This window comes from Streptomyces sp. NPDC090741 (assembly GCF_044769045.1).
GTDB lineage: Bacteria > Actinomycetota > Actinomycetes > Streptomycetales > Streptomycetaceae > Streptomyces.
Genome location: NZ_JBIVXF010000023.1, coordinates 1 through 25565 on the forward strand (window position 1 = coordinate 1; position 25565 = coordinate 25565).

The following is a 25565-nucleotide window of genomic DNA, read 5'->3' on the forward strand; positions in this document are numbered from 1 at the left end:
CCCGCGGAGCGGGTTCCTGAGCGCTGCGCGCTCAGGAGAGAACCGCCTCGCTGCGCTCGACGGGGCTCGGCTTCGCCGAGCCAGGGCCGGCCCTCTCGGGCCGGAGTCCTGCGCTTCGCTCCGGACAAAGTTCGAGGGCCTCGCTTCGCTCTCCCCGAACGACCCGCTCCGCGGGTCCGGGTGACCCCGTTTCACGGGGTCTGGTCCTCCGGACCGTTAGGTGGGTCCGCTCCGCTCCCCCACCCTGCGGCCCTTCCGGTTCCGCCTCCACTGCGGACTGCTCTGGTTCCGCTGCGCTCCACCAGAGCTGAGCCTCCCCCGCGGAGCGCGGGAGGCGACCCTGTTTCACAGGGTCAGTACTTTCAGCTCGTTGGGGTGACTCCGCTTCGCTCCGCCCTGTCGTGGAGATCCAAGGTCAGTTTTCCTTGAGACTGCTTCCGATATTGTAATTACCGGAATTCGCGAGTACGAAAAGCCTGTTAAACTTCGCCTTGGGCCAACCCGCTGTTTCCAGCGAGCAATTCTCAGAGTAGTAACCGTTCAACGGAATGAGAGTGCAGTCCCAGGAATACCAACCGGGCTTCAGATCCAGGTCCCTCCCAGGGTCGATGCACGACCAACCCTCCTGGCAGACAAATACCTGCCAGTTGTAATTCGCGGGATCAAGGTAGATGTCTCGGTGGAGAGGTATAGATGCCATCCCGGAGTTCGGGTTGGAGGTGAGCCAGCGGATCACTTGGAGGTTGGCCGGCGCAGGCGCAGCCACTACAGGAGCAGCACCCAATCCCAGAACAGCTGCACAGACTGCGGTAATGGAGCCGATCTTAAATCGCAGCTTACCCATATTATATAATCCCCCGTCAAATTTACGCGCAACCGGTTGGGATGCTAGCTCAGGCGTTCGGCACTGTACAGACTTTTCTCGGCGTCACCAGCCCGCTGACACCGGCACTCCAGCCCTCCCCGCAGGTGCGCAGCGGGCAGACCCTCGGGGGAACCAGGCCGTACGAAGGGGGACCGGACTGACGGGCCGGCTGTCCATACCCCCTCCCCGACCTTCTCGCGGTCCCGCTGCAGCACAGGTCCCCCAGGAAACGGCCACTGAACAGCCATCAGGACCCGGTCGCTCCGCTCCCCGAAGCCCGCTGCGCGGGGTCGGCTGACAACAGGGAGAGGAGTTGGAGACCCGGGCCAAACCCTGGCCACCAGACCGGCTGGACCACAGCCAAGAACCCGGGGAACCCCCGCCCAGAGACCCGACTGCTTCAAAGTAGGAGCAAAGATAAGGACTGGACTGCGCCCCGCCACCCCTACAGAATGACGAAACCTTCATCCGTTGTCGATGTCCCGTCTCACGTGATCCCGTCTCTTTCTCACCGCGTCTTGTTGCTACACCACATCCCGTTGTCCAGGCCAACTCATCCCAGTGACACCAACCTCACCGCCCCGCACTGTCCCCCACGAACCACCCACACCCCCTGACCAGTACAAACCAAGCACCGCCTCAGGACAGCCTCTGCCGCCCCATGGACAACCAAGCGCGGCGTAGCAGGATCTGCATCACCCTGTCCAGCAAGAACCTCATCACTTGTCACCGTCAAAACCGCAGTGACCTGTCACCAGCCAAACCGTCTCGAACGCTTCACCAGCACGAACGACACTCCGCGGCAGAACCTCTGCGCCTACTTGAGCTGCCACAGGCCTTCGTCTACGCGGATGCCGGGTAGACCCGGAACTGGCGCTGTGGCCGCATAGAGCACGCGCCGGTCATCTTCCTCATCCATCGCCACACGAAGGCGTTGGCCATCCGCCAAAATCAAAGTCCACAAATCCGGTCGTCGCTCGGTGTCGCCGTACAGCACGTACGCATCGAAGTGGGCAGCGAACCGTTCCGCGAACTCCAGGCGACCAACCCGGTCGACCAACCAACCCTCGATGCTGACGCTAAAACCCATCACGAAGTGACCGAAGACCTCCCGGTACGTACAGAACACCGAGAACACCACGTTCTGCGGGACGTCCCGCAACCCCTCGGCGACGCGGTCCTCATGACCCACGAACAACTGCCACTCCGTGACCTCGAAACAGTCCAGCAGGAACACCCGCCACTCGCCCTCCGACACCGGACGAGACGAAAGACAGTCATAGCCCGTGGCCTCGGTATCCGTCACCCCTCCACCCTACGTACTACGACAACAGGTCGCGGATGGGCAGGAACTCAGCGCAGGTGGCGAAGCTCCCGTAGACCGTAGTCCGGTGGCAACCAGCCCCTCTTCCGCCTCTCGATGGTCTTTCGCGTATGGGGAGGCGGATACGGACAGCCCTGCATCAGATCAGGTTCATCCCTGACCCACACCAGCCCGTAATGGGCGGTACACACAGGCCAGACGGTCCCCGCAGGCTCCTTCGAGCGCGGCGGCGTCCCCCCGTCGGCTCCGACCCATCTTGGGCCGCGGCGGCTGAGGCGGGCGCAGCCTGCAGCCCTCGGCGAAAGCCGTCAAGGACGGCAGCGGGTCTGTCCAGTAGACGGTGTAACCGTGGTTGGTTTATAGGTCAGATTCGGTTGTGGGTGAGGCGTCCGTCGAAGGCGATGTCGAAGGCCTGGAGGGCTCGCTTCCAGCGGGTGGTCCAGCGTTTGCGGCCGGCGCCGGTCGGGTCCAGGGACATCACCGCGAGGTAGACGCACTTCATGGCCGCGTTCTCCGAGGGGAAGTGGCCGCGGGCCCTGACCGCCCGGCGGATCCTGGCGTTGACGGACTCGATCGCGTTCGTCGTGCAGACGATCCGGCGGATCTCCGCGTCGAACTGCAGGAACGGGACGAACTCGGCCCAGGCGTTCTCCCACAACCGCACGATCGCCGGATACTTCGGCCCCCATTCCTCACAGAATTCGAAGAACCGGCTGGTGGCCGCGTCCTCGGTCGGAGCGGTGTAGACCGGCTTCAATGCTTTCGCGATCTTGTCCCAGTCCTGGCGGCCCGCATAGCGGAATGACGCTCGAAGGAGGTGGACAACGCAGGTCTGGACGACGGTCTGGGGCCAGACCTCGCCGACCGCGTCGGGCAAGCCCTTCAGTCCGTCGCAGACCAGCATGAGGACGTCCTCAACGCCGCGGTTCTTCAGCTCGGTCAGGACCCGCAGCCAGTGCTTGGCCCCTTCCCCGCCTTCGCCGCCGGCCCACAGGCCGAGGATGTCGCGGTGGCCTTCGGCCGTGACCGCGAGGGCCACGTAGATGGGGCGGTTGGCGACCTGGCCGTCCCGGATCTTCACGTTGATGCAGTCGATGAACACGACCGGGTAGACGCGGTCGAGGGGCCTGGCCCGCCATTCAGCCATGCCCTCCATCACCGAATCGGTGATCGTGGAGATGGTCTGCTTGGAGACCTCGGCTCCGTAGACCTCGGCCAGATGCGCGGAGATCTCGCCGTGGGTCAGACCCTTCGCCGACAGGGACAGGACCATTTCGTCGACGCCGGTCAGCCGGCGCTGCCGCTTCTTGACGATCTGCGGCTCGAAGGCTCCTTCCCGGTCCCGCGGCACCTCGATCTCCACCGGCCCGACGTCCGTGACAACCGTCTTGGAGCGCTTGCCGTTCCTCGAGTTGCCGCCGTTCTTGCCCGCGGGATCGTGCCGGTCATAGCCGAGATAGTCCGTCATCTCGCCCTCGAGAGCGGACTCCAGCAGCCGCTTCGTCAGCTGCTGGAGCAGACCACCCTCGCCCGTCAGCTGCAAGCCCTCGGCCTGGGCCCGAGACACGAGCTCGTTCAGAAACCGGTCATCGACAGCCGCCGACGAGGCCCCAGCCTCAGGCGTCATAGCTATGTTCTCGCTGGTCACAGGTGCAATCCTCCATGATCGGAGTTACACCGTTCCTTGCACAGGCCCACATTTGGGAGATATGGGCATCCATGTCCCCGGCCGGGTCGGGCAGTCAGACATCGACCCTCTCCTGGAATACGACGTCCCTAAACTGACGCCGGAACAGATATCAGAATTCGTTCGAAGGGCTCATGAATATGGCGGCTGATGCCCACCGGCTCCTCATCATCTCGGTCGAGACCGTGGACGGCTCGCGGGCTGAGTGCGTGGTCCGGAGCCTCCACGGGCCGGCGAGCGTCGGGACGGTCTATCGGATGCCGTTCCCGTCGAATGACACCGTGGAGCTGACAGAGATCGAGTGGTACGGCCAGGCTCGGCAGGTGCTGGACGAAATGCACCACGGCAAGGTCTGCCTCGTCGGGCCCGGAGCGGGTGGGCTCAAAGCCGAGGACGCCCTGGTGGTGCAGGAGCAGGTGTAAGACTCGCCGAACTGCGCGGCACGCTCCGAACTCGAGTGGCACGCGAACTGTGTAGGTCCATGGCCCAACGGTGCTGCCGAACGCATTATGGGTGGTTGTTCTGCCACGAAGCGGGTGGGGGGTGGTTGCTGCGTGGGACCGCACCCGGCCCACGCGGTGATCGAGCGGGCTCGGCCCCTGATCGGCCACCGGGTGCGGGTGCCGCCTCAATGAGCGGATGGCATCGAATCCGAAACTCGAGGTGCGCATCGTGGTCCACCTGGCCGACTTCGGACTCGATACCGACCCGCTCCACGAGAACAGCGCAAAGCAGAACGTCCTCGCGGCAGCCGAGGGCGACACCGCCGTCGCGCAGCGGGCCTGGTCGGAGGCGGGCCTCCCGGAAGCCGGCGCCGTGTCCGTACGCCAGCTGGCCGACGCGCTGACATGTCTCCCGCAGGCTGATGGAGAGCCGGATATGCGACGGTTGACCTGAGAAGGTCGCGATCGGTGAAAGTGCTCCAGGCTCGAAAGTGCCCGGGATGACGCGATAGCCGCAGGCATGACCGTCTCCGAGCAGGGCCAAGCCGCCTTCGACTACGCCAAACTCACCCCAGCCGAGCGCAGCGCCTACCACCACGACCCCGATGGCGAAGCCTCCATACGGACCGCCGTCACCAAGTGGCAGCAGCACATCGACGACCGGGTGAAGGCCGTCTCCGAGCTCGACGAGGGTGTCAAGGTCGCCCTCGGGCGGGCCAGTGTCGACAGCAACAAGGACGCCTTCGGCAAGGGCGCCGACGAAACCCTCAGCGGATTCAACGCCGGTGCCGAGGGCGATCTGGCCAAGGCCATGAAGCCCGACGAATCCAGCGTCGGGACGAAGCCGGACAGCAAGACCGGCGTCACCGTCAGCGGGCCCAAGTACGGCAAGGAAGCCTCGGTCAAGGCGTACGCAGACCTCTTCCACGAAACCGCGCAGGGGTCGATATCCGAGGGGGACCTGAAGCTCTCGGGGAGCGCCGACATCTACGGCGGAGCCAGAGCCACCGCGAACTTCGGATTCACCGACCAGGGCCTTACCTCCAAGGCCGAGGCGTCCGCGGGGGTACGGGGACTGGCCGAGGGCCGGGCCGAGTACGGATACGTCGGGCAGTACGGGCGGGCGGAGGGATTCGCCGGCATCGAAGGCAGCGTCAGCGCCAAGGCCACCAAGGAAGAGGTTTCCGTCGGCGCGAAGGGGTTCTTGGGCGCCAAGGGGACCCTCGCCGGGGGCACTGAGGCTTTCGGATTCGGCGTCGGTGTGAACGCCGAAGGATGGGCAGGCCCCGGTGCGGAGGCCTGGTGGGGTTACAAGAAGGACAAGGAAACCGGCGTGTGGAAACTCGGCGGCGACGCGGGCCTCTCCCCTCTGCTCGGCGGCAAAGTGGGACTCGAAATCACCATCGATCCACACAAGGTGTCCAACGCCGTCGGCGACGCCGCCGACGCCTTGGCCGACCTGTTCGACTGATGTACGTTTCCGTGGAAAGGGGGCTCTGCATGCCCGCAAGACTGCCCGTGCCCATCGAATTCCGTCTGCCGGAGGGCTGGCTCCCGGCCAAGCCGAACGGGGTGGACGCCGAGGGAGTGGCCTTCGCCGCGGTACACCCTCATCCGGATGCCGGGTTCGCCGCCAACATCGCCGTCGACGGCGGGTTCCTGACGGAGGCCGAGACACTGGACGGGCTCGCCGACGAGTCGGCGGAGCGACTGCGTAACGGCGCCTACTCGGGCGAGGTGACCCACCGCCGCGAGGTCGGCTCCCCGGACGCACCGGCCCTGACCCAGCGCCTGGCCCTTTCGGCCGTCGTCGGCGGCGCTCGCCGCGACCTCGTGCAGTCCCAGGTGTACCTGTTGCTTCAGGACATCACGGATCCGCACAAGCGTGCGGTGATTCGGCTGGCCCTGACCGCCACCGCCGCTCAGCACGACGCGGTTCTGGGAGAATTCCAGGAATTCGTCCGCAGCGTGCGTCCGGACACCGGGGCGGGGGCATAGCCATGGGCCGCATCACTGACCGGTGGACCGGGACCAGGTATCCGCGCAGCGGTGTCGCAGCGCGGCCCGCCCCGGAGGTCCGGGCTGCGCTGCTCGCGGTCAACGGCCCAGGCGTGCGGTTCGTCGTACGCGAGGGCACCCCGAAGGAAGGCGCCGACCTGGTGGCGGAATTCGAATATCCGGCGCTGGACCTGACCCTCAAGACCCGGATGCGCCTGAACCCCGCGGCGCACGAGGTGCGCGTCCTTGAGGAGCGGTGGGAGCCGACGGCCGACGGCGCCCGCAGACAATACGGCCGCGGACCGACGGACAAGGTGTACCGGCAGTGGGAGACCACCACGGGGCCGGACGGCCGCCGGCACAAGGCCGAGACGTTCCGCTTCGGCACGCAGGACATGAGGCACCCCCTGCAGCGAGCCGTCCTCAGCGCGGGCTGGACCTGGCGCGGAGTGCTGTTCAAGGTTTGACAGCGGTGAATGCAAAAGGCATCCCGCGCATCCCAGGGCTGGGCACCACGTCGTCGCCGATCTGGATGCGGCGCGTGGGGTTGGGGCGATGGGAGTCCAGGACCTCTTCCGTGCAGGTGAGCAGGACCGGTCCGAGGCGGACGTTGCAGTTGTTCGGGTTGACCTGGGCGGGCAGGAACGGATCGATGCGCAACCGCCCGTCCTGTGACGCGGAGGTGATCTCGGGGCCGGTCAGGATCACTGGTCGTCGGGGCCGCTCCAGCGGACCGCGGTGTCGCCCCGGGTCCAGGTGATCACGAGATCAGGATCGGCTTCTGTCACTTGGGGGGGGCTCCGTGGGCTGGCCGACTGGAGTCAGTGGCGCGTACTGCCATGACGGCCACTCTAGAAAGCAGCCTCGGCGCCGCACCCGGCTTGGCATGGCCCGGTGCAGAGCATCGATTACTGAGGGCCCGTGAGAGGGTGAGCACGTCAAAACTCTCCTGCGCGCGGGCACGGAGCGCAGCGGCGCGGGCGCGCCGATCGGGAAGAAAGATGGGACGCCGGTGTACGTCACGAGAGTCCAGATCGCCGATATCAAGGGATTCAGCGGAAACCGAGCGGTGGACCTGGAGCTGCCGGCACGGGGTGGCTGGACGGTGATTGCCGGGCGCAACAGTTCCGGGAAGTCGACGTTGTTGCAGGCTCTTGCGCTGGCGCTGGGTGGTCCTGCGGTCGCACGCGGCTTGGTACAGGACTTCAGTGACTGGATTGCCAATACGGCGGATTCCGGCACCGTGGACGTGCACGTCGTCGGGACCAAGGGCTTCGACTCATTTGCGGGCAAGGGAAACAAGCCGAAGAGCGGCTTCCCACTTCATTTGCAGTGGGAGAGGCCGCACCGCGAGGCTGGAGAGAGGCAGAAGAGTCTGCGGCCGGTCATGGAAGCGCATGGCGACACGGCTGAGGACAGCGCCAACCGCGGACCGTGGGCAGAGAACCCCCGCGGGTGGTTCTGCGCCGGCTACGGGCCGTTCCGGAGACTGACCGGTGGTTCCAGTGAGGTACGGCGCCTGATGACGAACCAGGGTCCGGCCGGGCGGATGGCCACGCTGTTCAATGAGGACGCCTCCCTGGCAGAAGGCGTGTCATGGCTGGTTGACCTGCGCCTGCGCTCGTACGAGGAGAACAAGAGCGAAGGAACCAGCGGGCCCCTGCTGGATATGGTCCTGCGTCTCCTCAAGGACGGGCTGCTGCCGGACAAGTACCAGATCGAAACGGTCAACGCGGACGGCCTGTGGGTTTCCAAGGACGGCCAGAAAAAGCCGTTCCCTCTCAGGGAAATGAGCGATGGCTACCGCACTGTGGCCGCCCTGGTCCTCGACCTGGTCCGTCAGATCCACACCGTCCACGGGCCCCTCGAAACCCTGCCGACGCCCAGTGGCGGCGTTGCCGTTCAGGCTCCCGGCGTGGTCCTGATCGACGAGGTGGACGCCCACCTGCACGTGACCTGGCAGCGCAGAATCGGCGACTGGCTGCGCGAGCACTTCCCGAACATCCAGTTCATCGTCACCAGCCACAGCCCGTACATCTGCCAGGCCGCGGATCCCGGCGGGCTGATCCGCCTTCCCGGACCGGACGAACAGCGTGCCCCGGAGACCGTGGACAACGATCTTTACCACCGCGTGGCATACGGCAGCGGCGACGACGCCGTGCTGTCCGACCTGTTCGGGCTGGAAACCCCGTACTCGCTCCGCGCCGAGGAGCAGCGGCAACGACTGGTTGCCCTCGAACGCAAGGTTTACGCCGACACGGCCTCCGAGGCTGAACTCGCCGAGTACCAGGAGCTGAGTGCCCGGCTCGCCAGTTCCCTGCAGACCCGTGTGGCGGAGGTCTCGGCCCGCCTGGGGCGGGAGCAGTGATCAGGCTCCAGCGAAGTGCCGCCCCGCCGCGAACGCAGCAGCTGCTGACGCGGTGGACGGAGAAAGTCCGGCAGGCGGGTGGCGACCCCGCCTCGTCCCGCACGCTGTGGCGCAAGGCCAAGACACCCAAGGAGCACGTCCAACGGCTGCTTCGGCCGATGGCTCACGGGGCGGACCGGTGCATGTACTGCGAGGACAACCTCGGCACGGACATCGACCATTTCGAGCCCCTCGCATCCGCACCGCTCAGGGCCTTCGACTGGCCCAACCACCTGTGGGCCTGCACACACTGCAACAGCAACCAGAAAAGACACCAGTACCCCTGCGACGCGGCCGGGAACTGCCTCCTCGTCGACCCGACCGTTGACGACCCTGCGGACCACCTCCGCCTGCTCCTGAACTCGGGCGAGTACGAAGCGCTGACCCTCAAGGGTGAGGAGACGATCAGGGTCTTCGGGCTGAACCGCCCTGACCTGCTCGACGGGAGGCGCGAGGCGTACGTGAGGGTGCGGTCCAACCTTCGCGACTGGCACCGCCTGCAGCACGAGGGCGACACGACCGGGGAGGCGGAACTGCTCGCACAGGCGTTGCTGCGTTCGCCGTTCATCAACGTCGTGCGCTCGATGGAACGGCTGCAGGGCGCCATGGCCATGAACGTCATGGGCTCGGAAGTCGCCACCGCAGTGGAGGCGTGGCGCCAAGCACACGGGGCGTGAGGCGCACGAGACCGCTGGCAAGATGCTGCCCCCACGCGAACGGAAGAAGCAGCAGGTAAGAATCCCTGGACCGTTGGGCGGCCCCGTCGCGAAGAGCAGTTGCGGCCGGTCGGCGAGAAGCATGCCGTGGCCCTCGGCGCCTGCCCACAGCGCGCCGCCCACATCGACCAGAGCACCCCGACGCTCATCCTGAAGTGGGTCGGCTACGCCCGGCGCCGACAGTGGAGGACTACGCGTCGGCCTGCCGCATGCCGCATCCTCAGCCCGTACGCCCCCAGCCGCCGAAGCCCCCCAGCCCGAGCCAAGCAAGCAACCCGGCCTCGACCGCAAACCCTGCCCACACGCCCGCACCCCGCGGCAGCTTGGCGCCTGCGGGGAGCACGCCATCTGCCGGTTCGAGGGGTGGCGGCGGAGGGGTTCATCCCCACGCGTGCGGGGAGCAGTCCCTCGTCCACGAGGCCGTCCACCTGAACGTGGGTTCATCCCCGCGCGTGCGGGGAGCAGCAGAGCGTGTTGTCCCACGGTGCCTTGGTGGCGGGTTCATCCCCGCGCGTGCGGGGAGCAGGCCTCGATCTCCGCGACGAGTTCCTCGATGCGGGGTTCATCCCCGCGCGTCGACCACCGCCTCCGTCGGCGGTGTGGCGTCTGGCAGCTCACCGCCGAGCCGCTCCCGCAGCTGTGCCCCTTCCTGGAGGAATCCCTCGGCAGTGGCCAGGGCCCGTTCGACGTCGGCGAGGAAGAATTCCTCCTGCAGTTCGGCCGGCAGCTGGGCGGCGACCGGCACAGCCTCTTCCGCGCTCGGGGCCGCAGCCCGCAGCCGGGCGAGTTCTTCCTGCAGGGCGATGCTTTCCTGGTGTGCCCGGCTGGCGAGCAGCTCCGCTTCGTACCGGGCTTGGCGGGCCCATTCCAGTTCCTTCTGCGCGAGGTGCAGCTGCTCGGTGAGCGTAGCCACCTCGGCGGCGGCGGCCGGCACTTCGCTGAGTGCGGAGACCTGGTCCTGGAGGCTGGCGACCAGGCGCATCAGCAGCAGTACCAGCTGCTGGGAGCCGACACGGTCTTTCTCCAGCTCTGAGTTGCGGTCCATCACCTCGTACAGCTTGTCCGAGGTCTTGTCCGCCAGCGCGACAGCCGACCCGGCCCCAGCAACGGGCCGGACGGCAACGGACGTGGACGGCGTCCGGGCCGCCTGCCACAGATCCTTGGCCCGCCGAAGGTCGATGGCCTGCTTGCGGGGCTCAAGGACCACCGCCTTGACCACGGCCTCCACGAACGCCTCCGGCGGCACTTTCCCCTTGAGGTTCTCGCTGATCGTCGACCGTGCGTACGGGATGCCCGACTCCAGCGCCCGCATCGTCACCCCGTGCACATCCATCAGATGCCGGAGAAACCGGGCTAACTCGCCGGCCTCCTCCGACTCCGGACGCAGCGGCGCCCATGCCCGGCCCCGCCCCTTGCCACCTGCCATTCCTGCCCCCGGCATTGTCCGGCCATGTCCCGGACAAAGGGCTCGTTGTCCGGAGTTCACCTGCAGGAAGGCTACGGACAAAGTGCCGGACACACACCAGGGCGTAAGGCTCCACACCACCAAGCACTCCCCCGTCCACCACCGCACGCCCCCGCCTCATGTCACCAGGAGCCGCCCGATGTCTCGCCCCAGCACCCGAATCCGCACTGCAGCAACCACCCTCAGCCGGCCCCGCCTGCCCCGGCTCAGCAACTACGCCGTCGATACCGCCGACCATGGCCGCATCATCGACCTCCGCCGCGAAGCCGACGCCCCCAACCGCCTCCCCCGTGGCAAGAGGGGCGGGCGCTACCGATGCTGCGCGTGCGGCAAGTCGCTCATATTCGCCGCACCCGCCACCGCCGGATCCGGCTTCACCGCACGCTTCCGCCACGACGCGGGCGGAGCCGACCCCGACCGCTGCAAGGCTCCCGCCGCCCGTGCCGCCGGCATCCAGGCCGACCTCACTCTCGCCTTCGACCTCCACGACCGCCTTGCCCAGGCGCTGCCCGCCACCACGGTCCGCGTCGAGATCGACCCAGCCCTCGCCGGATCCGAATGGAACCTCCCGCCCGCCGTCATCCTCCGCCGCGGCCGCCACCTCGCCGTCATCGACCGCCCCCGCCGGCTCCTGAACCACCGCACCACCCAGGCCCGCCTGCAGGCCGTCCGCGCCGCCCGTGGCGAACACATCGCGCACTGGTGGTTCTACGACCGCGACGACCAGCACGCCTTCGACTACGCAGGCACCCATACCGTCCGCGTCTCCGGCGAACCCACCGTCCACGACAAGGTCCGCCCCACCCCCGACCAGCGCCTCATCAACGCCTTTGGCGCGCAGGTCTGCTGGCTCGCCGCACAAAAGATCCTCGTACCCTACGGCGGCCGCCCCGTCACCCACCCGGCCCGAGACGGCGAGGACTGGAGCGGGGACACCGCCCGCTGGGCCGATGACTGGGCCATCTCCCACCCTCACCCCGCACCCGACGCCGCATGGTGGGGCCTCGTCCGGATCCCCCTGACAGCCCTGGCCCAGCCAGCCTTCCGTCCCGTCCCGGCCCACCGGATCATGGCCGCACTCGCCGCGTCCCAACGCGGCCGCGAAGAGCACCGCCGCGCCCTCGCTCGTACCGCCTACAACCGGCGCCGCCCCATCCCCGTGCAGCTCACCCTCGACACCGCCCTCCCCACAGCACCCGCCCGCGGGGAGACCACCCCCGTGCGGCCCGCCGCACCCGTCCCTGTCCCGTCACCGGTCTTCGAACCCGGCCACAGCACGGAACCCCTTCCCCACGTCCCGTCGCGTCATACGAAGGCCAGGTGGAGCTGGCGCCGGTTCCTTCCCCGGCGCTGGCGCTAGCCCACGATGCGTCCGAGGGCTCCTTGCCGGAGCCCCCGTACCTCATCTGACAAGAAGTTGAGCCAGAACGCGAGATCTAGCAGCACCGGCGCGTCGGCAGGCAAGGCTTCTCACCGTGGCCGAAGCAGGCCGAGCGGTCATCCGACGGGTCTGCGGGAGCTCTCTCCTGCAGAGCCTGGCCTGTAAGGCATGATCGCGAACATGAGCGAATCGGAACTGGACCTGCTGTCACGGATGTGGGAAGAGCACATGCGCGCACCCTTCCCACCTCACATGCGCGGTCGAGAGATCGAAGGCGAAGAGATGGTGCTGCTCGACGCGGACATCGCCGGCTGTGTCCTCTCGTCGCTGTCCGGGCCCCTTGATGAGAAGCGCCGCGAAATCCTTCTCATCTGCCTCGCGGCCGTTGAGAAGGTCCTGCCGTCGATCAATGATGAGGACGGCGCGGCCGAGTACTACAAACACCTGCGGGACATGGCTGCGTTGGCAGTCGAACTCGGAAACGCCAACACGCGGTAGCGTCGAGCGTTGCGGGCGGTGGATCAGCCAGCGGCTTGCTGTTCGGCGCGGGCTCGGGTGGTGGCGAGGCGGTAGACGCCTCACGGGCCTGACGGGGCTGAGCGGTCACGCCGGGGTTGTGAGAGGCCGGTGTAGCCCTGTGGCTGTTCGATTTCAGGCAGGGGGTGGGGATGTGATGGACGTAGCGCGGGTCATGGAGTCGTTGGCAGAGCAGGGTGTGACGGTGTTGTTCAAGGTCGACGCCGAGCGCATGCGTGATGCGGCGAAGCCCTGGACCTTCGTCGCGAGCGGGGCTCCGCTCCGGGACGATCTCCTGGTTCGCGTGGACGCCGACGTGGACGGGCTGGACATGAAACGACTCCACATCCCACAGCATGGGAACTGAGCCATGGTGAATGACGAGGCGTACCGCCGAGAGCTGGACTATCTCAGCCAGTGCGCACACGACGACTGGCTCGGTTTCTCGGTCGTCAGCGGAGCCGTGGGGAGTTTGCTCGGGCGGGGCGCCACGTTCGAGGAACAGCTGGGGTTGCTCCTGCGGATCGTCGCCGATCTGTACGACGCCGGGGCGCGACCGGGAGACCTGACGGAGTCGGAACAGGACCCTTTCCTGCCATGGAATTCGGACAAGGCTGGGGCTTTGGCGCGAATCGCAGTAGAGGTCAACGCGCATTCCCGGTTGCCCGACTCCGGTGACATCTGCTGGTTCACGGTGCCGTGAGGCCTGTCACAGTCGTGACTGATCCCGGCGCAAGCCCAAACCGGAGGGGGAGATTTGACGAGCGATGTCGACCCCGTAGGAAGCAGTCCACGGTACACCGATGAGCTGACGACCGACCTTGTGTGGGAGATCGGCGACTTCCTGCTCCCACGACTGGAGCGAGCCGTAAGTGCCCACCCATCAGACAGCGAGGAGAGCATCACCGCCTCGGCACTCGCGGAAGCGGTGGCCACGCTGGTCCTCGGTTTGGAGTGGGCCATCACCGGCGGTACGCCCGGCCGAGTCCGTGTCCCGGTCGGAATTCCGATGCCCACCGAGGAGGAACGCCGGGTGCGAGCGGAGGAGCGGCTTGAACGCCTCCGGCACCATCTCTGCACGCTCGCCGGCTACTGGCGCTCTGCACCTGGGCCCAGCAGCTGTCGTACCGCCATCTGGAGAGCCGCGCCGTACAACCACCGAGTCCGGGGACCCCTGTGACGTAAGGATCTCCAGTCGGGGAGCCCGGACCAGTTCGGTCCTGGCTGACTGCCCTTTGTACCGAATTCCTGGACCGTAGTCGCGCGCGTGGCGGCGGGCGTATGCATGAGGCATTGATAGGCCCGCTCGGCGCAATGGGTGGCGGCCGGGGACTGACTCATGGTCAGAGTTCGTACGGGTAGAGGGCGACTTTCTCGCGTTCGACGAAGAGGTCGACCCATGTGCCGGGAACACCGTCGGGCAGCGGATCAGCAAGGTCCAGCGGGATCTGAGCCCCACCGAAATCCAGCACGGCGGCCCCGTCCACTGTGAGGTCCAGCCGTCCGCGCAGGACGACGCAGTGCCCGCCGGGTCGGACTCCCGGTCCGATCCCGACGGCCGGCTTCGCGTTCCGCCCCCAGGCGATGTCCTCGTCGACCGTCCATTCGACGTGGTACTTGCCCGGCTTCGCGGCTTGGTCACCGCACCAACGGACCGCTGTCCCGCCGAACGGGGTCCGGATCTGCGCCAACCAGGGGCTCGAGGGAAACTTTGCGACCTTCACCAGTTCGACCAGCATCGTTCGAGCATGCAGCATCCGAGTTCCTTCCGGGACCCGTTCAGTTTCGGCGTTCCCTGGCAGGGATTCGCCGGAACACGTGCGCTTCGGCCATACCGACTTGGTCGGTGTCGGATCTCGGATCTTGCTTGGGGATCTCCGCCCTCTAGGATGTCGGCGAACGCGGCCTCCCACAGGGTGAGGCCGCCCCTTGGAAGAAGCATCCATGGACGACATCGTCGCCCGCATCCGATCCAAACTGACCGCTGTCTGCACAGAACCCGTCCCGCGCCCGCGGACCTTCGTACGGGCTCCTGGCGGTCGACGCTTGGGTACCCCCCTCGCCGAAGAGCGCGTCGCTGCCTTCGAAGCACGACATGGCGTACGCCTCCCCCGCAGTTACCGCACGTTCCTGCGCGAGATCGGCAACGGAGGCATCGGACCCCACTACGGACTGCTCCCTCTTACGCGTTGGTACGTCCATGACATCCCAGCCACCACCGAACGACTAGGGAGCGTCTTCGCTCTGGAGCCGACCGACTCCGTCGCCACTGACTGGGCGCGGCTGCGCTACCTGCAGAACAACCCCCCGTACGCCGGTACCCTCACCGTCGTCGATCGCGGCTGCCTGGAAGTGACGCTGCTGGTCATCTCGGGACCCGCCCGTGGCCGGCTCCTCGACACCGACCTCAAAGACCTGGCCACGCCTCCGACTTTCCATCCCCAGCCAGACTTCCTCACCTGGTACGAGAACTGGCTCGACACACTGCCGGGGGGCGAGCTCGTCCCCGACTTCCGCCACCAACGGCTCGGCGGCTACGAGGAACTCATCGACACCCTGGCCGACTCCGGTTCCGCATGCGAACGGCAAGCTGCCGCCTACACCCTGGGCGGGCGCCATCCTCTTACTGACCGCGCCCGGGACGTGCTGGTCCAAGCTCTGGCCGACGACCCCGACCGGCGAGTGAAGATGGACGCGGCACGGACCCTGACCGAGCTCGACAGTGATGCTGCTGCCCAGGTGCTGGCGTCGGCACTCAGGGACCCGGACCACTGGGTCCGACGCCGAGCATTGGTCCACCTGCTCCAAGTCACCAACGACGAGACCGCTTACGGGGCGGCGGCGCGCGAGCTGCTGCAGGACGAGAACCCGAACGTGCGGATGGCGGCGACAGATCTTCTCGGCCGTGCTGGATGGAGTTCCCACGGGAACCCGTGATCCGTCCGGGAGGGGCTCCCTCCGCACCTCTTCGAGTGCGGGGAGCAGTCCCGGCGCAGCCCGAATCACACTGAAACACCGTGTGCCGCAGACCCGACCCAGTCTGCGGCACACGTGCGTACGACGGCGGGGCTACCGGGCCTTGCCCTGCTTCGGGGCGGGACCGGCCTCGCGGTGGGCGGCCACCGCCGGCTCCGCAGGCGCCGCCCCCTTGGAGGCCTGCGCCTTAGTACCTGTTCCCGAACCTCGACCGTGCGGCCTGACGTAAGGAGCGCGGGCCTTGGTGAGCACCGCAGGTGGCCCGCAGGGTAGTTGGTACGCCGACAGGGACGGGTGACGCGAGTAGCTGGCCGTTGGACGCACTCCACCCCGCCCCCTTGCTGACTTCCTTCCCGGGAACCGGCAGGGGTGGTTTGCGGCTGCCTAGTCCTGGCGGGCGCCCTGGATGATCCGGCCGACGATGGCCGCGGCCTGCTCTGGGTGCCTCTCCAGCCATGTGCGGAGGTGTTCCCGTACGGCCTCGGCGATGCTGGTGCGCACAGCGGCGCCGTCTAGTACGCCGCGCGTGGAGCCCGAGAACTCGGGCCGGTCCAGCTTCACTGACACGACCGCCGTCAGCCCGTCGCCGATCTGGTCGATGCTGAGATCGGAGGCTGCCTCCGCCAGGAGCCGCCGCTCCCGCACGTGCGCGTTGACCGCGGCGGCCGCCCCGTCGCGGAATCCTGCCATGTGCGTGCCGCCGTGGGGTGTGGGCTCGCTGTTGGCGTAGCCCTGGACCCGCTCCTCGGGGGAGCCACGCCACCGCAGGGCCACCTCGACTGTCCCGGCAATCCTCGGGTCTTCGCGCTCGAAGCCGATGATGTCCGGGTGAACGGACGCTCCTACCTGCGCGTCGAGGAAGGCGACGAAGTCCCGAGCCCCGCCCGGGAACCGGTACCGCACCGATCGGGACCGGCCCGGGGGGCGTTCGTCGGTCAGCGAGATGTCCAGGCTCCGGTTGAGGAAGGCCAGTTCCCTGAAGCGTTCTGCCAGCACCGCGAACGAGCACTCCGTCGTCTCGAAGATGTCGGTGTCGGGCCAGAAGGCGATGGTGGTCCCGCTTCTGGTCGTCGGTCCGGCGCTGGTGGGCGGGGCGAGCGCGACGCCCCGCGCGTACTCCTGGACCCAGCGGACTCCATCGCGCCGCACCTCGGCTGTCAGGCGGCTCGACAAGGCGTTGGTGACACAGGGCCCGATGCCGAAGAGGCTCATGGCCACAGCGTGGCGGCCGCCCGGCTCCGCCACCCCGGGGTGCATGCGGGTCAGTAGAGCTTCGAGGCCGGGACCGCCGGTGTCCCCGGCGGCCTCAACGGGGACACCGGGCCCGTCGTCGGCGACACGTACGCCGCCGTCGGACGTGAGGGTGACCTCGATGGCACTGGCACGGCCGGCCAGGACTTCGTTCACCGCCCGTTCGGCGACATCGAACACGATCTGGTGCAGGCCACGCTGGCTGGTCGAGCCGACGTACATTCCAGGCCGCTTCCGAACAGCTTCCAATCCCTCCAGCACCTGGATGAGGCTGGCGTCGTACGGGTTGTCGTTGTCACTCATCAAGTCCCCCCAATTGTGTCTCCAGCCGAGCCCCCAGCCTAGGCGGATCTCTGGAAAACACCAGGTCAGAGCCTATTCGCCGAAGGCGTGAACGGGCGGGTGGGCACCTACTTGGAGAAGGTCGGCCCCAGGGATCGCGCACCACTGTCGGAGGGCAGTCGGGGGCCTGCGGAGACCGCGCCAGACCCAATTTCCGGCGACCCCGAGGCCCCCGATTTGAGAGGCTGACGAGCCGTGAAGCTCCGTGCGAGGGTGCGCGAGTCGGAACGCACGGTTGGCGTGCGCGGTGGTGACCGTGGTCAATCCCGGTGAGCCTCGCGTGAGGCGGGCTGGCCGGTCCGGCGGGACGTGCGGCGGGTGATGCGCCTGGTCATGAGGGTGATCGCAGCCCAGGTGATCAGTGATTCGGAGTGTTGGACCAGGCGTTCGTAGTCTCGGGCGTGTCTGCGGGCGTGCATGACCCAGGCGAGTGACCTTTCGACCACCCAGCGGCGGGGCAAGACGACGAACCCGACGGCGTTCTTCGGTCGGCTGACGGTCTTCACCGTCAGGTTCAGGTACTTCTTCGCCCAGCTCACGAGTTGTCCGGCGTAGGCGGAGTCGGCCCAGACGATCGTGATCTCGGGGTGCATGAGCCGCAGCCGGAACAGGACCTCCTTGGCCGCGTCGCGGTCGGTCATGTCGGCTGGGGTGACCATGACGAACAGCGGCAGGCCTTTCGTGTCCACGACGAGGTGCCGCTTCCTGCCGTTGATCCTTTTGGCGGCGTCGTAGCCCCGCGAGTCCTTGCCGACGGTCTCGGCGGCCTTGACGGACTGCGAGTCGATGATCGTGGCGACCGCTCCGGGTGAACGCCCCATGTTCCGGCGGACGCGTTTGCGGAGCTGGTCGCGGATCTGGCCGATCACCCCGGCCGCGGCCCAGCGGGCCATGGCGTTGTAACAGGTCCGCCATGGCGGGTAGTCCTTGGGCAGGGCCCGCCATTTGCAGCCGGTGTCGACGACGTACCGAATCGCGTCCACGAACTCGCGCCGGGGGTGCTTCTCCGGGCGTCCCCCTTGCGGGGTCTCGCAGGCGGGGATGGGCGGAGGGGTTCGATCAATGCCCACTCGTCGTCGTAGGTGTCCGAGGGGTAGCAGCGGCGCCGGGCCAACATCTGCTCCCTTCGTGATGCTGGGGGCCGACCGCGATGCGGCCGGCCCCCAGCATGGTTATGCGTCGATGTAGTCAGCGATCACGTCGAGCGTGGACTCGACAGAGTTGAGCTGGGTATTCAAGTGCCGGACCCAGCGCCCCTTGGGCTGCAGGACGGTGTGCGGGGCGACGACGCCGGTGATGAACCGGCGGATCTCGGTGAGCTTCTCGCGGATGACCGCGACCTCGTAGGCCTGAAGCTCGGACGGGTCGGAGCAGAACTTATAGCCGTCGGGCCTCGTCCAGATCAGCGGCGGCCAGCCCTGTTCGGTGATGGTGTCCCGCAGACAGGCCAGGCCCGCGCGGGCCTGATGCGGCGAGAGCTCACTCGACCTGACCAGCTGCTTGAAGGCCAGACCCGCGGGCCGTGCTTCGAAGAGCACGAACCGGACGGTGTCAGCGTGCCTCTGCGCAGCGGGCGACCGGCGCGTTGAAGCGCGCGGCATCCCACTACTCGCCCTGCAGCAGGCGGGCGAGCTCGCCGTCGACGTCGACCTTCCCGGTTTCCACGGCCGTCTCGACCCAGTCGAGCGTGGCCCGCAAGCGGGCGACGTTCTCGTGGATGATCACCTTCTCGTCGTCGGACAGCTGTCGGTCGCGCAGCCCCGGGACGGCCCGGCCGCAGGCCGCGACGAAGGCATGGCATGCGGTGACCAGCTCCAGGAACTCCACCGTCCGGTCGAGCCGCTTCACCGCTGGCGCGACGGGGCTGGTCCGCTCGAAGTCCTCACGGGCCTGACGGCCGCGTTCGACCTGGGCATGGTTGACCTCGTGGCGGGCCCGATCATCAGACATCACGCGGAAGGCGACGTCCGGACGACGCAGCAGACCGGTGGTCACCCTCGCGGCGACCTGATCATCACGGGTCAGCTCCTCGACGACCCGGGTCCTCTGCTCCGGGGTGACCTGGGAGACCACTGACGGGCGCCGCAGAACGTCCGGGACGACGGCTGCGGCGACCTGGTCGTCACGGATCAGTTCCTCCGCTGCCCTGATCCTGTCCTGCTCTGTGACCTGGGAGACCACAGATGGCCTGCGCAGGAAGTCCGAGGTCACCGTCGCCGCGACCGCCTCGTCCCGGGCCAGGTCGTGGATCGCGGTCACCTTCTCCTCCGGCGTGACCGGATTCTCGACCCGCCAGCCGACCTTGCGCCTCGCGTCGTCGACCGACCACCGAGCCTTGCCCTCAGGCGCGGTCAGGACCGCGGCGAACCTCTCCCCCTCGTCCTCGATACTGCCCAAAATCCGGTGGATTGTGAACGACACCTCCGGCCGGCGCCGGTCCTTGGGCCACTTCGACGCCGCCCAGCGGGCGTTCTTCACGACCGAGTAGGACAGGCCGATGTCCTCGGCGAGCCGGAGCAGTGAGTCCCGGACCGTGAACATCTCCTCGCTCGGCTCCGGCTGCCTGAACGCGCGCATTGGCTCGATCTCCAACGCGTAGTCCCCGACGGCGAACTGGGCCTGGCCGATGGTCTCCACGAGCTTCCGCAGCTCGGTAACGATCTCGGTGTATCGGTCGAACCCGACCGCCCCGATCTTCTCGATTTCCTGGGTCATGGCAACGATCACCACCCACGGCGGGCCGGGGCACAGCCCCTCGACCGTGACAGAACACGGCCCGCTCTCACAACCGAGGCTCGGACCCGCCCGGGAAAGATCGCAACGATCGACCAGAAGAGACAGAATCTGGCCGAAAACCCGATTCAGATGCGTTCGCCCAGCGGTCACTGTGACCGTTCATCGAACGATTCGCTTCGAGCGCCAATCCCTCATCAGGCACCGCCGCGAGCAGAACACGGCGTCTGACCGCCGATCCACCCCAGCCACCCAGGCAGTCCGCACACGGGACACACCGCCCTGCCCGACCCGCTCAACTCCGACTGCACCCGCCGCCGCAACCGGCGCTCCCGCCGCCACGACCTGGCACGACACGTCGTCGAGCAGAACACGGCGTCCGACCGCGAGGCCGGCCCCAGCCGGTCGCCGCAACCCCTACAAGCAGGCTCTCCGAGCCGATCGGATCCCTCGGACACCTCCCCAGCCTAGAACCCCACGCCCGCCAAAAATGAGGATATGGATCAGGTACTTAGTAGGGGCCGCGGTCGACGACTGCGAGCGTGCCGCCGCAGTACTGACCTTCACCCGCGACTCCCCCACCGCGCTGCCCAGCGGACGGAGCAGCACATCGTCGGCCGCCTGCACCAGCCGTGAGCCCACTTCCGCAGCCGGCCCCGCCTTCCATGAGTCTTCCTGTGCCAGGTAGGCGAGCAGAACACTGGTGACGCCGTCACTGCTGCCGCTGGTTAGGACTTGTCCGGCCGATCATGCGAGCGAATTCCTCCTTCTCTCGTCGACTACGATCGCCGCGGCGAGGGGGAGGGCATGGAGGACGTCTTCGATCTGACTGGGACGCCACCGCAGGGCTGGATGCACGCGCTCTTCGGTGGCGGGCCGTACACAGACGATGTCGGCAGGTGTGTACCCGGCCCGCCTGCACCGGAGACCGTATCCGTCCCGCTTCTTGAGGGCGGCGAGTTCGTGTACCGGTTGGTGACTTTCGGCTCGTGGTCGGCGCCGGATGATCCCATCGCCGTCTACAACGGCACCGGCCCCTTGCCCGAGCCGCGTCTGTCGGAGCTGGAGAAGGCCTGACTCAGCCGTCATGCCGACCAGCAGCCGGAACGGCTCTGCCGAGGGCTCACGCCCGCAGCCAAACGATCAGTGACGCTGCGGTCACCGTACCCAGGAACACACATGGCGGCGCTTCTCGTACCGCGTTGCCACGGCCCGAGAGTGCTGAGCCGGTTGATGGCGCGCTCGACGGCATTGCGCTTCTTGTACCGCTCCTCGTCGACACCTGGAGGCCGTCCGCCGCCTGAGCCTTTACGCAGGCGGGCGGCCTGGCTGTCGGATGCCTCCAATGCCAAGGTCGTACGACCCGGCATGCCGTATATCGATCCGAGGACCGACCACTGCGCCCTGCCCGAAATGAGCCGCGGGTAGGGGGTACCGGGCTGCAGGATGACGCCGAGCACCTGACGCTGTCGTCCCGAACTGGACCCCAGTCTCTCCCCCTCTCCCGCCCGAACTTTCAATGAGTTTTGCGCTCTCAAGCCAGAGAGACAGGCCGGAGCACCATCATTGGCCCATGACCGCACTCAGCCCCGCCCAGCGGCTCGCCGGCCATGTTCAGCACCTCCTTGGCGACGGTCCGTTCCTCCGGCCCGGCGGCTGGACGCACATGGGTGCTGTCATCTGCGACGCCAGCTTCCACGCCCGCTGCAAGTATGAGGCGACCCTCCGGCCGCGGCTTCTGCGGCTGCAAACGGCCTGGCCCGACGCCGCAACGGTTCGCGGCTTTGAAGCCCGCCTCGCCACAGGAGATCTCGCAGCCGTCCTGAACTTCCACAGCTCCCGCAAAGTCGCGACGGCCCGCGCCATCACTGATCTGCTGGTCGCCAAGGGGGTTGATACGCGTGACGACCTCCAGGCATGGCTCGACCGGCAGGTCAATCGTGCTGCACTGCGCACGGTGAAGGGGGTCGGGCCGAAGAGCGTCGACTACATCGGCAACCTTGTCGGTCGTTCGCAGGTCGCCGTGGACGCACATCTGTGCGCCTTTGCTGCGGATGCCGGTGTCACGGGCCTCCGATACGAGCAGCTGCGCGCCGTGTACGAGGAAGCTGCTGCCATTCTTGGGCACGAACAGGGCGGACTAGAGCATGCCGTCTGGCGGTACAAATCGGGGGCCATGTAAATCACTGCGGGTCATCCCCGCGTGCGCGGAGAGCAGGCATCTGTATTCGTGGACGCAGGTGCCGACGAGGGGTCATCCCCGCGTGCGCGGGGAGCAGAGGTCGGATTCCCCATCGCGGGGGTCCCAGTTGGGGTCATCCCCGCGTGCGCGGGGAGCAGCGTGTTGGCAACCCGATGGTGCCGGACGTCGCGGGGTCATCCCCGCGTGCGCGGGGAGCAGACCCTTGACGGAGTAGGCCTGTACGGCCGCTAGGGGTCATCCCCGCGTGCGCGGGGAGCAGGCTTCTTGACCTGGGACTCTATGCCGTCGGCAAGCCGTTCTCGAGCACTTTCACCGAAACCGGCATTCAACCTATATCGCGAGTACTGTCGACGCGGGCAGGCTAGAACCTTCGGGCCGGCCTCAGGCGGAATCGGCCCGGTCAGGGATTCCCGTGCCGCAGGGGGTTGCCGAAAAGGGTGCTCGCGCCGTTGGGGGAACCACCCGTCTTGCCGACTCGCCGTAATTACCGTCTCGGGGATCCTCAGGGGTTCCGGCCCATGCTGACCGTCGTGCTGTCCGCAGAACTGCTCGGCGGGCAGGGAGCGGTGGGGCCGGCTTGTCGTATGCGGCTTCGGACGGGGCCGACGGCGGCAGCTACTACCGTCGTCCATATGACAGCCGTGAGTCCAACCGTCGAGGCGCTGCTCGACGGCATACCCGCCCTTGCCCCGTACACCCGCAAGGCCATGCTGCTGCGCCCCAAGGCTGGTGAGCCGTCACCGGACGCCAGCCATGTCGCTGGTCCGATGCTGTGGCCTGGCGACGAGGAGTGGCCACGGTGTCAGGGGCCGCACATGGTCGAGGTGCGGGAAAGGCTCTCCGATGCTGATCGGGAGACCTTGCAGCGGATCGACCGGGACTGGCGAGCCCGGCGGGCTGGGAAGGCCCGTGATGCGTACGAGGTCATTCGGGAGGAAGCCGAAATCCGTTCCCGGATCATGGACGGTGCCGGCGTGCTCGACAAGGTCACGTGGGAGCGGATCCGGCGGGTGCCGGTGTCCAGCGTCCCCGGCGTACCGCTGATCGGCGTCCTGCAGCTCCTCAAGCAGGATGTACCCGTGGCCGATTGGCCGAAGGGCACGGACGTGCTGCAGGTTCTGTGGTGCCCCCAGGAGCATTCCGAACTGCCCGGGCAGGCGTACTACTGGGGACCCGCAGTCGAGGTGCACTACCGTTCGACCGCTTCGCTTGCCGCCGTACGGGATGTTCCGGTGCCGGTCGACGCCGTGGCCTCGTACCTGCCCCGGCCCTGCCTGCTCTATCCGGTCGAGGTGACGGACCTCCCGGCCCAGGACGAACTGCCCGGGGAACTCTATGGCGAAGCAGAGGCCTGGGCCGAGCAGCACGGTATCGAGTACCACCGCACACTGGCCTGCCTGGAGGGATGGAAGGCCGGAGGCTGGCCGAGCTGGCACCTCACGGACCTGGTCCCGATCGACTGTGCCTGCGGTGCGCGGGCCCGGCTGTTCCTCACGGTCGACAGTGGCCGCGACCCGGACCTCAACGTCGGCCGGTTCGGTGAACTGCGCATCTTCACGTGTCCCGTGGACGCCTCGCACCCGCTCCGCCTGAACATCCAGTAGCACGCTCCTTCCATGTGGCGGGGGCCCGCTACTGAACGTCTGCCGACCGGGACTGAACGCGCGACAGCCCGATGCGGCGGTTCCCCGGGTCGACGTCGATGATCTTGACGGTCAAGATGTCGCCGACCTGAATCCCCTCCTCGGGCCCGTCCACCGACGTCTCGGCCGGCTCGGTGTGGTGCAGCAGCCCTTCCAAGCCGTGGTCCCGGTCCTCGATGCGGACGAAGGCACCGGACGGTGTGAGCCGGGTGACCGGTCCCCTGACGATCCGGCCGACCTGCTGCGCAAGCGCCGGCAACGGGTCTTCCTCCAGCGCCTTGAGCGACAGCGGCACCCGCTGCCGGACGAGGTCCACGTCGAGGATCTCGGCGGTGACCTCTTGGCCCACCGTCAGTACGTCGGAGGGGTGGTCGATGTGGCGCCAGGACACCTGGGGCAGATTGATCATCGCGGTGAAGCCGCCGATGTCGACGAAGGTGACGCCGAAATCGGGCATGGCGACGACGGTGCCGGTGCAGACCTGTCCTCGGCGCAGGGTGGTGAGGAACGCCCAGTCGCGGTCATCGACAGTCGGCTCGGTCCTCCAGCGCGCTCGCAGGACGCCGTCCTCGTCGGGCAGGACAGCCGTCATGAGCGGTTGCCGTTCGTCGATGTAGAGGGACAGGAACGATGCGGCACGGGCGCCGCGGACATGCGCCGCCAGTTCCGCGAACTGGCTCTCGTCGGCGACGATGCTCGCGATCCGGCCGTCCTCGTCCTCCCAGACGAACTCGATCAGGCCTTCCTCCGGCAGATCGGCGAGAACGGCGCCTACATCGGGGGAAAGGTCGGGCCAGACGGCCAAACAGGAGCGAGGGGCCAGCCGGGCGCGAACCGCGTCCAGGGAGTCGGCGTCGAGTCGGTGCCAGCGGGCGGCGTTGCCTACGTGGTTCTCCTCGAGAAGCGCCGCCTGACGCGTCGCGAGGCACCAGCGCACACGGGCCCAGAAGACGTCATCGGCGGACCGCTGTGCCCCCGGCTCGTCGACGTCAGCCTCGTAGGGAGAGGCTTCCAGACGCTCGGGGAACAGCCCGAGACCGCGGGTACGGGCCACCGCCACCGGGCAGGGATCACTACTGCCGACGTAGACGTACTGGTCCCACCCGACGTGGATCGTGAACCTGCCCTCCGCCTCCAGACGGCACCAGGCGCCGCTGTCCCGCAGCATCGCCCGGACCAGTTCCAGGGCGACGCTCAGCGAGACCTGCGCGCCGTCGTGGTAGCCCGCATGGCCGGGCAGAAAGAGCCCGCCCAGGCCGTGGCCCTCGACGGCGGGTTCCACGCCGAAGTCGGCGAAGCCCGCCGCGACCTGCGGTTCGCGTACGGCAAGGCAGTCGATTCCGCTCTCCTCCGCGAAGGCGGCGACCGCCTTCAGATAGGCGGCTTCGACCGGCCCCTGGTCGCTGTGTGCCTCTTCGGCACCTGTGTAGTGACCGTGCTGATCGCGGTCGGCGGGATCGTACTTAGTGATGCGATAAACGTGGGGCAGCACGTCACTGCCTGTCGACCGGCGCATAGGGATGGTTCATGTCCGCATCATGTCGCTCGCGGAAGGCGGCCCGCCACCTGCTTTCGAAGGCCCTGTCCCCGTGCACGGCCAGGGCGCCACGCTCAT

Annotated in this window: 25 protein-coding genes, 2 pseudogenes and 2 CRISPR repeat arrays; of the genes and pseudogenes, 17 read left to right on the forward strand and 10 right to left on the reverse strand. The window is 67.6% G+C overall.

The features are described from left to right. Positions 1-415 precede the first annotated feature (415 nt). From ACIQU4_RS38815 to ACIQU4_RS38825, 3 genes are all read right to left on the reverse strand, one after another. Positions 416-844: a hypothetical protein gene (locus tag ACIQU4_RS38815; protein ID WP_403741488.1), complete on the reverse strand. Its 429-nt coding sequence runs from the start codon at positions 842-844 to the stop codon at positions 416-418. 838 nt (positions 845-1682) lie between these two features. Further along, the gene (locus ACIQU4_RS38820) at positions 1683-2171 is read right to left on the reverse strand and encodes a hypothetical protein (RefSeq protein ID WP_403741491.1); all 489 of its coding nucleotides are present in this window, start codon (positions 2169-2171) and stop codon (positions 1683-1685) included. 382 nt (positions 2172-2553) lie between these two features. Then, a complete protein-coding gene (locus ACIQU4_RS38825) occupies positions 2554-3816 on the reverse strand; it encodes an IS256 family transposase (protein WP_403741732.1) in 1263 nt (420 codons plus the stop codon). A 200-nt stretch (positions 3817-4016) separates the two neighbouring features. On the opposite strand from ACIQU4_RS38825, the gene ACIQU4_RS38830 reads away from it, so the two are divergent. The 5 genes from ACIQU4_RS38830 (at position 4017) to ACIQU4_RS38850 (ending at position 6784) form a co-directional block, all read left to right on the forward strand. Beyond that, complete coding sequence (locus tag ACIQU4_RS38830; RefSeq protein WP_403741494.1) at positions 4017-4298, forward strand: hypothetical protein; 282 nt, start codon at positions 4017-4019, stop codon at positions 4296-4298. 217 nt (positions 4299-4515) lie between these two features. Then, entirely contained in the window at positions 4516-4773 is a 258-nt protein-coding gene (locus tag ACIQU4_RS38835) for a hypothetical protein (protein WP_403741497.1), read from the forward strand. Between the two features lie 66 nt (positions 4774-4839). After that, on the forward strand, positions 4840-5790 hold the full coding sequence (locus ACIQU4_RS38840; protein WP_403741500.1) for a hypothetical protein: 951 nt from the start codon (positions 4840-4842) through the stop codon (positions 5788-5790). 29 nt (positions 5791-5819) lie between these two features. Then, positions 5820-6317, forward strand: a complete 498-nt coding sequence (locus ACIQU4_RS38845; RefSeq protein ID WP_403741503.1) for a hypothetical protein — start codon at positions 5820-5822, stop codon at positions 6315-6317. 2 nt (positions 6318-6319) lie between these two features. Continuing rightward, complete coding sequence (locus ACIQU4_RS38850; protein WP_403741506.1) at positions 6320-6784, forward strand: hypothetical protein; 465 nt, start codon at positions 6320-6322, stop codon at positions 6782-6784. On the opposite strand, the gene ACIQU4_RS38855 is transcribed toward ACIQU4_RS38850, so the two are convergent. Then, on the reverse strand, positions 6774-7025 hold the full coding sequence (locus tag ACIQU4_RS38855) for a dCTP deaminase domain-containing protein (RefSeq protein WP_403741509.1): 252 nt from the start codon (positions 7023-7025) through the stop codon (positions 6774-6776). The genes ACIQU4_RS38850 and ACIQU4_RS38855 overlap by 11 nt on opposite strands. A 304-nt stretch (positions 7026-7329) precedes the next feature. On the opposite strand from ACIQU4_RS38855, the gene ACIQU4_RS38860 reads away from it, so the two are divergent. The 8 genes and pseudogenes from ACIQU4_RS38860 to ACIQU4_RS38895 all read left to right on the forward strand — a co-directional run bounded on the left by ACIQU4_RS38860 (position 7330) and on the right by ACIQU4_RS38895 (position 13505). Then, a complete protein-coding gene (locus ACIQU4_RS38860) occupies positions 7330-8685 on the forward strand; it encodes an AAA family ATPase (RefSeq protein ID WP_403741512.1) in 1356 nt (451 codons plus the stop codon). Between the two features lie 182 nt (positions 8686-8867). Next, positions 8868-9401, forward strand: a complete 534-nt coding sequence (locus ACIQU4_RS38865; protein WP_403741515.1) for an HNH endonuclease — start codon at positions 8868-8870, stop codon at positions 9399-9401. Between the two features lie 96 nt (positions 9402-9497). Next, positions 9498-9707: pseudogene (locus tag ACIQU4_RS38870) on the forward strand (DUF6087 family protein); the annotation flags it as partial. A 47-nt stretch (positions 9708-9754) separates the two neighbouring features. Then, positions 9755-10026: a CRISPR direct-repeat array (repeat unit 29 nt; unit sequence GGGTTCATCCCCGCGCGTGCGGGGAGCAG). A 267-nt stretch (positions 10027-10293) separates the two neighbouring features. Continuing rightward, on the forward strand, positions 10294-10473 hold the full coding sequence (locus ACIQU4_RS38875) for a hypothetical protein (RefSeq protein ID WP_403741518.1): 180 nt from the start codon (positions 10294-10296) through the stop codon (positions 10471-10473). A gap of 571 nt (positions 10474-11044) precedes the next feature. Beyond that, the gene (locus tag ACIQU4_RS38880) at positions 11045-12265 is read left to right on the forward strand and encodes a hypothetical protein (protein WP_403741521.1); all 1221 of its coding nucleotides are present in this window, start codon (positions 11045-11047) and stop codon (positions 12263-12265) included. 201 nt (positions 12266-12466) lie between these two features. Continuing rightward, a complete protein-coding gene (locus tag ACIQU4_RS38885) occupies positions 12467-12784 on the forward strand; it encodes a hypothetical protein (protein ID WP_403741524.1) in 318 nt (105 codons plus the stop codon). A 175-nt stretch (positions 12785-12959) separates the two neighbouring features. Continuing rightward, positions 12960-13169 carry a hypothetical protein gene (locus tag ACIQU4_RS38890; RefSeq protein ID WP_403741526.1) on the forward strand — a complete coding sequence of 70 codons (210 nt, stop codon included), beginning with the start codon at positions 12960-12962 and terminating at the stop codon, positions 13167-13169. A 3-nt stretch (positions 13170-13172) separates the two neighbouring features. After that, entirely contained in the window at positions 13173-13505 is a 333-nt protein-coding gene (locus ACIQU4_RS38895; RefSeq protein ID WP_403741529.1) for a hypothetical protein, read from the forward strand. A 640-nt stretch (positions 13506-14145) separates the two neighbouring features. Here the strand turns inward: ACIQU4_RS38895 and ACIQU4_RS38900 are convergent. Beyond that, on the reverse strand, positions 14146-14559 hold the full coding sequence (locus ACIQU4_RS38900; RefSeq protein ID WP_403741532.1) for a hypothetical protein: 414 nt from the start codon (positions 14557-14559) through the stop codon (positions 14146-14148). Between the two features lie 289 nt (positions 14560-14848). On the opposite strand from ACIQU4_RS38900, the gene ACIQU4_RS38905 reads away from it, so the two are divergent. Continuing rightward, positions 14849-15739 carry a HEAT repeat domain-containing protein gene (locus tag ACIQU4_RS38905; RefSeq protein WP_403741534.1) on the forward strand — a complete coding sequence of 297 codons (891 nt, stop codon included), beginning with the start codon at positions 14849-14851 and terminating at the stop codon, positions 15737-15739. 423 nt (positions 15740-16162) lie between these two features. Here the strand turns inward: ACIQU4_RS38905 and ACIQU4_RS38910 are convergent, their stop codons facing one another. The 4 genes and pseudogenes from ACIQU4_RS38910 to ACIQU4_RS38925 form a co-directional block, all read right to left on the reverse strand. Then, the gene (locus ACIQU4_RS38910) at positions 16163-17332 is read right to left on the reverse strand and encodes a DNA gyrase subunit B (RefSeq protein WP_403741537.1); all 1170 of its coding nucleotides are present in this window, start codon (positions 17330-17332) and stop codon (positions 16163-16165) included. Positions 17333-17631: 299 nt separating this feature from the next. Next, positions 17632-18488: pseudogene (locus ACIQU4_RS38915) on the reverse strand (IS5 family transposase). 55 nt (positions 18489-18543) lie between these two features. After that, positions 18544-18972: a RacP protein gene (locus tag ACIQU4_RS38920; protein ID WP_403741540.1), complete on the reverse strand. Its 429-nt coding sequence runs from the start codon at positions 18970-18972 to the stop codon at positions 18544-18546. 4 nt (positions 18973-18976) lie between these two features. Next, on the reverse strand, positions 18977-20086 hold the full coding sequence (locus tag ACIQU4_RS38925; RefSeq protein ID WP_403741543.1) for a DUF6192 family protein: 1110 nt from the start codon (positions 20084-20086) through the stop codon (positions 18977-18979). An 825-nt stretch (positions 20087-20911) separates the two neighbouring features. Between ACIQU4_RS38925 and ACIQU4_RS38930 the strand changes: the two genes are divergently transcribed. The 3 genes from ACIQU4_RS38930 to ACIQU4_RS38940 all read left to right on the forward strand — a co-directional run bounded on the left by ACIQU4_RS38930 (position 20912) and on the right by ACIQU4_RS38940 (position 23911). Then, positions 20912-21181 (forward strand): hypothetical protein, encoded by a 270-nt coding sequence (locus ACIQU4_RS38930; protein WP_403741546.1) that lies wholly within the window; start codon positions 20912-20914, stop codon positions 21179-21181. A 496-nt stretch (positions 21182-21677) separates the two neighbouring features. Beyond that, positions 21678-22286, forward strand: a complete 609-nt coding sequence (locus ACIQU4_RS38935) for a hypothetical protein (protein WP_403741549.1) — start codon at positions 21678-21680, stop codon at positions 22284-22286. Between the two features lie 7 nt (positions 22287-22293). Continuing rightward, a CRISPR array of direct repeats spans positions 22294-22566; the repeat unit is 29 nt; unit sequence GGGGTCATCCCCGCGTGCGCGGGGAGCAG. A gap of 373 nt (positions 22567-22939) precedes the next feature. Continuing rightward, positions 22940-23911: a hypothetical protein gene (locus ACIQU4_RS38940; protein ID WP_403741551.1), complete on the forward strand. Its 972-nt coding sequence runs from the start codon at positions 22940-22942 to the stop codon at positions 23909-23911. A 28-nt stretch (positions 23912-23939) separates the two neighbouring features. Here the strand turns inward: ACIQU4_RS38940 and ACIQU4_RS38945 are convergent, their stop codons facing one another. Beyond that, positions 23940-25442 carry a S1 RNA-binding domain-containing protein gene (locus ACIQU4_RS38945; RefSeq protein WP_403741554.1) on the reverse strand — a complete coding sequence of 501 codons (1503 nt, stop codon included), beginning with the start codon at positions 25440-25442 and terminating at the stop codon, positions 23940-23942. Between the last annotated feature and the right edge of the window lie 123 nt (positions 25443-25565).

What these genes read in the sequence shown, in the direction of transcription:
- ACIQU4_RS38840 (WP_403741500.1), top strand. Translation starts at nt 4,840, where the DNA reads ATGACCGTCTCCGAGCAGGGCCAAGCCGCCTTCGACTACGCCAAACTC.
- ACIQU4_RS38895 (WP_403741529.1), top strand. Translation starts at nt 13,173, where the DNA reads ATGGTGAATGACGAGGCGTACCGCCGAGAGCTGGACTATCTCAGCCAG.
- ACIQU4_RS38830 (WP_403741494.1), top strand. Translation starts at nt 4,017, where the DNA reads ATGGCGGCTGATGCCCACCGGCTCCTCATCATCTCGGTCGAGACCGTG.
- ACIQU4_RS38835 (WP_403741497.1), top strand. Translation starts at nt 4,516, where the DNA reads ATGGCATCGAATCCGAAACTCGAGGTGCGCATCGTGGTCCACCTGGCC.
- ACIQU4_RS38925 (WP_403741543.1), bottom strand. Translation starts at nt 20,086, where the DNA reads ATGACCCAGGAAATCGAGAAGATCGGGGCGGTCGGGTTCGACCGATAC.
- ACIQU4_RS38880 (WP_403741521.1), top strand. Translation starts at nt 11,045, where the DNA reads ATGTCTCGCCCCAGCACCCGAATCCGCACTGCAGCAACCACCCTCAGC.
- ACIQU4_RS38940 (WP_403741551.1), top strand. Translation starts at nt 22,940, where the DNA reads ATGACAGCCGTGAGTCCAACCGTCGAGGCGCTGCTCGACGGCATACCC.
- ACIQU4_RS38885 (WP_403741524.1), top strand. Translation starts at nt 12,467, where the DNA reads ATGAGCGAATCGGAACTGGACCTGCTGTCACGGATGTGGGAAGAGCAC.
- ACIQU4_RS38910 (WP_403741537.1), bottom strand. Translation starts at nt 17,332, where the DNA reads ATGAGTGACAACGACAACCCGTACGACGCCAGCCTCATCCAGGTGCTG.
- ACIQU4_RS38890 (WP_403741526.1), top strand. Translation starts at nt 12,960, where the DNA reads ATGGACGTAGCGCGGGTCATGGAGTCGTTGGCAGAGCAGGGTGTGACG.
- ACIQU4_RS38920 (WP_403741540.1), bottom strand. Translation starts at nt 18,972, where the DNA reads ATGCCGCGCGCTTCAACGCGCCGGTCGCCCGCTGCGCAGAGGCACGCT.
- ACIQU4_RS38825 (WP_403741732.1), bottom strand. Translation starts at nt 3,816, where the DNA reads ATGACGCCTGAGGCTGGGGCCTCGTCGGCGGCTGTCGATGACCGGTTT.
- ACIQU4_RS38815 (WP_403741488.1), bottom strand. Translation starts at nt 844, where the DNA reads ATGGGTAAGCTGCGATTTAAGATCGGCTCCATTACCGCAGTCTGTGCA.
- ACIQU4_RS38935 (WP_403741549.1), top strand. Translation starts at nt 21,678, where the DNA reads ATGACCGCACTCAGCCCCGCCCAGCGGCTCGCCGGCCATGTTCAGCAC.
- ACIQU4_RS38900 (WP_403741532.1), bottom strand. Translation starts at nt 14,559, where the DNA reads ATGCTGCATGCTCGAACGATGCTGGTCGAACTGGTGAAGGTCGCAAAG.
- ACIQU4_RS38850 (WP_403741506.1), top strand. Translation starts at nt 6,320, where the DNA reads ATGGGCCGCATCACTGACCGGTGGACCGGGACCAGGTATCCGCGCAGC.
- ACIQU4_RS38865 (WP_403741515.1), top strand. Translation starts at nt 8,868, where the DNA reads ATGTACTGCGAGGACAACCTCGGCACGGACATCGACCATTTCGAGCCC.
- ACIQU4_RS38845 (WP_403741503.1), top strand. Translation starts at nt 5,820, where the DNA reads ATGCCCGCAAGACTGCCCGTGCCCATCGAATTCCGTCTGCCGGAGGGC.
- ACIQU4_RS38930 (WP_403741546.1), top strand. Translation starts at nt 20,912, where the DNA reads ATGGAGGACGTCTTCGATCTGACTGGGACGCCACCGCAGGGCTGGATG.